Source organism: Skermanella aerolata KACC 11604 (assembly GCF_000936425.1).
In the GTDB taxonomy this organism is placed as follows: domain Bacteria; phylum Pseudomonadota; class Alphaproteobacteria; order Azospirillales; family Azospirillaceae; genus Skermanella; species Skermanella aerolata.
In genome coordinates, this window is record NZ_AVFK01000047.1 from 41,304 (window position 1) to 47,778 (window position 6,475).

The 6,475-nt window shown below is 61.3% G+C and carries 5 protein-coding genes and 1 pseudogene; 2 read left to right on the plus strand and 4 right to left on the minus strand.

Features of this window, described 5'->3' with window-relative positions:
* Positions 1-460: 460 nt before the first annotated feature.
* Positions 461-820: a transposase gene (locus tag N826_RS32765; RefSeq protein ID WP_044435996.1), complete on the plus strand. Its 360-nt coding sequence runs from the start codon at positions 461-463 to the stop codon at positions 818-820.
* Between the two features lie 109 nt (positions 821-929).
* Here the strand turns inward: N826_RS32765 and N826_RS32770 are convergent, their stop codons facing one another.
* On the minus strand, positions 930-2,180 hold the full coding sequence (locus tag N826_RS32770; protein WP_084721380.1) for an epoxide hydrolase family protein: 1,251 nt from the start codon (positions 2,178-2,180) through the stop codon (positions 930-932).
* 528 nt (positions 2,181-2,708) lie between these two features.
* Between N826_RS32770 and N826_RS32775 the strand changes: the two are divergent.
* A pseudogene (locus tag N826_RS32775) lies at positions 2,709-3,397 on the plus strand (IS6 family transposase).
* Between the two features lie 155 nt (positions 3,398-3,552).
* Here the strand turns inward: N826_RS32775 and N826_RS32780 are convergent.
* The 3 genes from N826_RS32780 to N826_RS32785 all read right to left on the minus strand — a co-directional run bounded on the left by N826_RS32780 (position 3,553) and on the right by N826_RS32785 (position 6,368).
* A complete protein-coding gene (locus tag N826_RS32780; protein WP_044435998.1) occupies positions 3,553-4,323 on the minus strand; it encodes a calcium-binding protein in 771 nt (256 codons plus the stop codon).
* Positions 4,324-4,607: 284 nt separating this feature from the next.
* On the minus strand, positions 4,608-4,718 hold the full coding sequence (locus N826_RS46080) for a DDE-type integrase/transposase/recombinase (RefSeq protein WP_084721383.1): 111 nt from the start codon (positions 4,716-4,718) through the stop codon (positions 4,608-4,610).
* Positions 4,719-6,368 carry an IS1182 family transposase gene (locus tag N826_RS32785; protein WP_044436000.1) on the minus strand — a complete coding sequence of 550 codons (1,650 nt, stop codon included), beginning with the start codon at positions 6,366-6,368 and terminating at the stop codon, positions 4,719-4,721. It abuts the gene before it with no gap.
* Positions 6,369-6,475 lie beyond the last annotated feature (107 nt).

Consider the following 6,475-nt stretch of genomic DNA (forward strand, 5'->3'; position numbering starts at 1 on the left):
GTGGAACCACGCCCGGCGCTAATGACCTTTCGAGAACCTCGAAGGGTGGGACGGCCAGTCGCCGCACGACGTCGTGGCGATCCTGGCCGGCCCGTCGCAGGCTATGAGCAGCCTCATGATCATGCGCAAGGCGATCACGGCGCTCTGGTACGTGGCGTTCTGCGGCATGCAGTGGCGGGCGATTGACCAGCTCTGCGACATTCCTTTCGGTACGTTGTAAACGCTGTTCGCCCACTGGACCCGGCTTGGCTTGTGGCGCCGCCTGCTCAACCGCTTGATCCTTACCTGACTGCAGGTTTGCGGCGACAAACCCGTACCCAGCGCCGACATCATCGATAGCCGGTCCTGTCATTCGGCGCCGAGTTGCTTCGCGCGCGGTTTCGACGGCGTCAAGAAGATCAAGGGCATCAAGATCCATCTCGCCGTCGATAAATAGGGCTTCCCGCTGGCGATCGACGTCTTGCCGGCGAACGTCCATGACAGCAAGGGCATCGTCCCGGTGCTGCACCAGCTTGCCGGCCGTGGCTTCAAAGGATCAGCCCTGGGTGATCTCAGCTATCGCGGTCAGCGGCGGTCCAAGACCGGCGAGGCGCTCGGCATCACCATCGAGCCCAGCGTCGGAGGCCATGAAGGAACCTTCATTCCAAAGGGAATTCGATGGGTCGTCGAACGCTCGCTGGCGTGGGTTAGCTGCTACCTTCGGTTGAACACAATCTTTCAGCGGACGGAGGCTCACCTCGTCGCTTTCATCGAATTTGCCTTCATCTCGATCCTGTCCCGCCGCCTCGTACGCCTTGGGACCTCGGAAATCAGCGCCTGACGTCTACAAACAGTCTATAAGTACAAGACCAAACGCCAAGACTTTGGAAGACTCGGCTTCGGTCATGATGGACAGGTGGCTGGCTGCTTTTAGCGAGGCCATTTGGTTCTTAGAGCCTCAACACCCGTGCCCAGTCGCGGATGCCCTGGACATAAAGTCCGGGAACTTCCATAGCCGCGAAATGCCCGCCTTGTGGCACGTCGTACCAGTGCTGAAGATTGTATCCTTGCTCGATGATGCTGCGTGGTGGCGTCGGCGAACGGCTGTCGCCGCCGTAGGATGCAAATCCAGTGGGTACGGTGACGTGCTTGTCCTTCGGCATTTGCTTGACGTTTTCTTCGTGACTGCCGGTGTAAAACCAAGTCGAGCTTTGGAAAGCATCGTTCATTACGTAAATCATGACGTTGGTGAGAAGCTGGTCCATCGTGAACACTTGTTTGAACGGTCTGGTGCGCTTGTCGCTCCACTCGTAGAAGCGCTGGATCAGCCATGCCGCCTGGGCAACCGGATTGTCGATGAACGCATAGGCCAGCGATTGAGGCTCGGTCGCCTGCAGCTGGTAATAGGCGCCCCAGAGTTGTTCATCCTCTTCGGCCTTGGCATAGAACGTATGCTCGGCATCCGTCTTCGGCGACACCTGCGGTGCTACGATCATCAGGTTGAGGTGGATCGCCTTCACCGCTTCGGGGAAAACGAGCGCAAGCCAGCCGGTTACGCCGGCTCCCCAGTCGCCGCCTTGTGCATAAAAGGTTTCGTAGCCCAGATTCTCGCGCATCAGCTTGTCCCAAAGGCGCGCTGTCGTCCGCGCCCCTACTGGACGGATCGGCTTGCCGGATGGCCCATGCCCGGGAAGCGAAGGTATGATCAGGTCGAACGCCACCTCCGACCCGGCACCGAAGAGCGATGGAAAAGCGAGAGGCTCAATGGCATCCCAGAACTCGGATGTCGAACCGGGCCAGCCATGGGTGCAGATAAGCGGAAGCCGTGCCTTGTCGGGGCCGCCTTCGCCGATCACCCGGATGAAGTGGATATCCAGATCCTCGACCTTCGTGATGTACTGGGGAAATCGGTTGAGGTTCCGCGCTGCACCTTCCATGTCAAATCGGTCGGCCCAGTGCCCGATCAGGGAGCGAAGATAGTCCGGGTCCATGCCGTAATCCCAACCCGTCCCCGGGATGAGCTTCGGAAACTGAAACGATTTCAGTTTCTTGCGAAGGTCCTCGAGCTGCCGTGCGCTCCAGATCACTTGGTAATCGCGCGGAGCGTTGGCCGAGCTGGGGAATGCGGGCGCGCTCGATGCCGGAGAAACGGCTCCCAGCACTGTCGCCGCAGCGAAACCTAGTCCAGCTTTGAAAATCATCCGCCGTCTCTGGTTCAGGGAACGTCATCCGTTCCGTCGCACGATGCTGGAATGAAGTCACCGCAATGCATCTTCTATTCTCCAAAGGAAGCCGTCGTATGGCCAGATCCATGTCATGGGCGCGGTCCAAGCTCGGCGGGTCGTGCAGCGCAGCGCCGCGATCAGCCATGGAACCGTGCATTTGCGCCGTGTCGCAACGGCATACCGGATCATTTCGTCGAACACGGTCGTCAGTCGGCAAGGGCCGTATGCGATGTTGTCTGCCGTGACACCCGGTCCTTGGCGTACGACTATACTCATGCCATGCCCGCCGATAAGCTTGTCAAATTCCAAATCACCTTTCGAGTAATTCGGAAGATGGATCGCAGCGCAGCGATGCGCTGCGACAGCATCGAAGGGGCGACTTGACAAAACGGCATCGTCAAGTTGCCGGCGGGCTGGGCTGCCGGAGCAGCACGGGTTGGTTATGAGGCTGGCATGACGATCTAGACCAAGTCCCTCTACGCCGGCCACCGCTTCCCTCCGGAATTGATCAGCTACACGGTCTGGCTAATCTATCGCTTTCCGCTCAGCCTTCGAATAGTCGAGGAGATGCTGGCTTTCCGAGGCATCGTGGTCAGCTATGGGACGATCCGGCAGTGGGCCCTCAAGTTTGGCCAGGAGTTCGCCAACATCATCCGCCGGCGGCTGCCCCGGCCTGGTGACAAGTGGCATATGGATGAGGTCGTTCACAAGATCGCCGGCAAGAAGCACTATCTCTGGTGCGCCGTGGATCAGGACGGCTTACCGCCCGAAGGGCGTTGCCAAGGCCCGTGCTCGAGGCCCTGGTCCAGAGCCGGCGCGACAAGAAGGCGGCCAAACGCCTGCTACGCAAGCTGCTGAAGAAGCAAGGCCGTGCCCCTCGTGTCATGGTCACGGACAAGCTGAAATCCTACGCGGCGGCGAAGAAGGACCTGAATCTCGGCGGCGAGCACCGCCAGCACAAGGGCCTGAACAACCGGGCCGAGAACTCGCACCAGCCGACCCGACGACGGGAGCGCCAGATGAAACGGTTCAAGTCAGCCCGGCAGGCCCAGCGCTTCCTGTCCGCCCACGACCAGATCAACAACCTCTTCCTGCTGCTCCGCCATCTGACGCCTGCAACCGACTACCGCGCCGATCGCGACCGTGCCTTCCAGGCGTGGCACGACGTCTGCGGCATCGAGCCGGCTGCATAGCCCGACCTTGTCTTGTGTGCCGTCAAGCTTGCCCAGCTCTCGGCTCCCGCCCAACAACCTGACGATGCCGTCCAGGCCGGACCAGGAGATGGGGCTTTCCTGAAAAAAAGCGGAGACGGGCGGCAAGCCGTCGCGGCCCTGCCCGCCCGCGAAGTTCAGGCGATGAAGAAATTCGCCTCCGTCAGTTCGCCCGCAGTGACGCCCAGGAAGGTGATGTGGTTGCCGCCGCCGAGATTCAGCCTCACCCCGGAAGCCGTGTCCTGAAGCTCATCCAGGGGATCGAAGGCGCCGCCGCAGCCGGTCAAGTCAATGACGTCCTGGCTCTTGTCGAAATCGACGATCAGGTCGTTGCCCGATCCGCCCTTCTGGAACACGAACCTGTCCGCACCGCCGAAACCGGCCATGGTGTCGTTGCCCGTTCCGCCATCGAGCAGATCGCCTACGTTGCTGCCAATGAGCGTGTCCCGCCCGGCGTCACCGAACAATTTGTCGGAGGCGTGAACAGTGATGGACTGGTTGGCCACAGCACGGATCAGGTCGTCGCCCGAGCCGCCGAAGATGGTGTCCGCGGCGATGTCGCCACCGCGCAGAATGTCGTTTCCGGCGTCGCCGAAGACCCGGTCTCCAATTGGATCGTTCCAGGCTACCGTATCGTTGCCGGCGCCTCCGAAGACGATGTCCGACCCTGCCATGCCGACGATGGTGTCGTTTCCCGTTCCGCCAAGGATGAAGTCGTTGCCGGCTCCGGTGTTGATGGTATCGTTGCCGGATCCACCGTCGATGATGTCGTCCTCGCCGCCGCCGGACAGGGTGTCGTTACCTGCTAGGCCGAAGAGGATATCGTCTCCGGCCAAGCCGTTGATGGTATCGGCTGAGGAGGAACCCGTGAGGATGTCCCGCAGGTCTGTGCCGTCGATGAGAGCCATAGTCTGATCCTCCTGATATGAATGATAAATATCGGCCAGGAGCGCAGTGGGCCGTGCTCAACAACGGCCGGATAGTCGCCCTGAAGGGGCACTCATGCAATATCCATTGAGAATATTACCTAAATAGAAGTGATCTTTTACGCCGCTGTTCCGTAATTTTTCAAAAAAGTAGCAGATTGATCTGTTTCATTCACTTTAATTAATCATCCAGAAATCCAACTATACCGATTGAGAGTTGGAATTTCAGCAGATGCTCAAAGTAGAGGGCAATCCAGATGGTTCCGTCAGGTCTCGCGCCAGATCCCATCGACTAGGTTGCCGTCGCGGTCAATCGCCCGGTACAGATACTGCCACCGGCCACCTACTTTGATGTATGTCTGATACTGTCGGCGAATTCAGGCGACCGGTGCCAGGGCGGCGAAGGGTGTGACGCGTGTCTGGGCGCGGGGTCGGCCGTTAAGACAGTTGACGATCCGCGACACATTCATCGCGGCGGCGATGCAAACCTGCTGAAGTCCGGTCTTTGCCAGCCCGATGTAGCGGCTGCGGCGCATGCCGAAGGCACGGACGCCCTGTGAGAGCGTGCCCTCCACCCCGGCGCGGGCATGGTAGCGCTCCTTCCAGGCAGGATCGCGCATCCGCACCCGCGCCGCGTTGAGGGCGTCGTACTCCGCGCGTGGATGGAAGTAGACGTGGCGGCGTGCCGCCTTGGTCGCGGTGCACAAGGCCCGGGCGGCACAGGCCCCGCAGTCCGACCGGCTGAACTGGGCGAGGATGCGCGGGCTGCCGTTGGCATTGCGGGAGGCGCGCCAGGATACCGAGACCTTGCCCTTCGGGCAGGTGACCCGTTCACCTTCCCAATCGATTGTGAAGTGGGACAGGTCGTAGCCCTGTCCAGCATGGAATTGCCAGCTTGCTACGCCACGAACCGGCCCCTCGAGCGCAACACCGTAATCGAGCCGGCTGCCGACCAGCAGTCTCGCGTTGATATAGGCGGAGTCCACAAAGTGCTCGGCGGGCAGGAGTTCTCTGGCGGCCAGGCGTTCGTGGATCCCGGCCGTGCTTGTCGTGTCCAGCTGCATCGCCGGACAGGTTTCCACGTGGGTGACCAGGTGTGCCGCGTCGTCGTCGCAGGTCTCGGTGATGTGCACCTTGTATCCGGACCACTCGAACTGCCGCTTCATGCTGTAATGCATCTCCGGGTCATAGGGGGACTGCAGCCGGTCGGCAACCGGGGGCAGTTCCGCGACGGGGCGCCAGCGCAGTTGCCCCTCGTCGCGTGCGTAATGGATCTGCCAGACCCGGCGCATCGTCTGCACCATCGTCACGGTGCGGACTGCTGGCGGCGCGGTCGGCGCATCCAGAGCATCGAGCAGCTGGAACCCATCCGCGCCGATCTCGAGGGCCAGTGCCTCGCGCTTTTCCCGGCTCCTGGGCAGGCGGCTGTCCTCGACGCGATGGCCATAGCGCTCGAACCAGGCGGGTGGTGCCAGCGTGCGCAGCCAGTCCGGCACGACGGCGGCCAGGTCGTCCAGGGTGGCACGCAGCGTCTCGCCGACAAGTTCAAGGAGATGCAGGTCACGCACGGCGCCCAGCACGTGCGTGCTGTCGGTGCGCTGCCTGCCGCGCGCCTTGACCAGGCCGCGCTCCTTGAAACGCTCGAGCATCGTATCGAGCAGCAGGTGATCCGCCTGACCGACGACAAGGCGGGCGCGGAACTCGGTCAGCACGCTGAAGTGAAACCCTGGATCGGCGAGATCAAGCCCGAGTGCGAACTTCCAGTCAATCCGGGCCCGCACGGCGTCGGCTGCCTGGCGGTCGCTGAGATGTTCGAAGAACTGAAAGATCGTAATCAGGGCTAGGCGCCACGGCACCAAGGCGGGTTGGCCCCGGTTCGGGTAGAGCGCTTGGAAATCCTCATCACGGTAGAGGGCGTCGAACTCCTCGCGCAGCCGCATAGCGACGGTACCCTTCAGAAAAGCGGCATGAGCGACACGCGCTGTCTCAACGGAAATCTCGCCGATCGGGTCCGGATGAAGGCTCATGGATAAACCCTTTCCTGCTGGAGGACACCTCGGGATTTCGCCGACAGTATCAGACCTACTCAAAGTTGCCGGGAAATGGTGCTATCTCTACCGGGCGATCGACCGCG

Bases quoted from the DNA above. Each gene is read 5' to 3' on its own strand.
- N826_RS32770 (WP_084721380.1), bottom strand. From the start codon at position 2,180: ATGATTTTCAAAGCTGGACTAGGTTTCGCTGCGGCGACAGTGCTGGGA.
- N826_RS32780 (WP_044435998.1), bottom strand. From the start codon at position 4,323: ATGGCTCTCATCGACGGCACAGACCTGCGGGACATCCTCACGGGTTCC.
- N826_RS32785 (WP_044436000.1), bottom strand. From the start codon at position 6,368: ATGAGCCTTCATCCGGACCCGATCGGCGAGATTTCCGTTGAGACAGCG.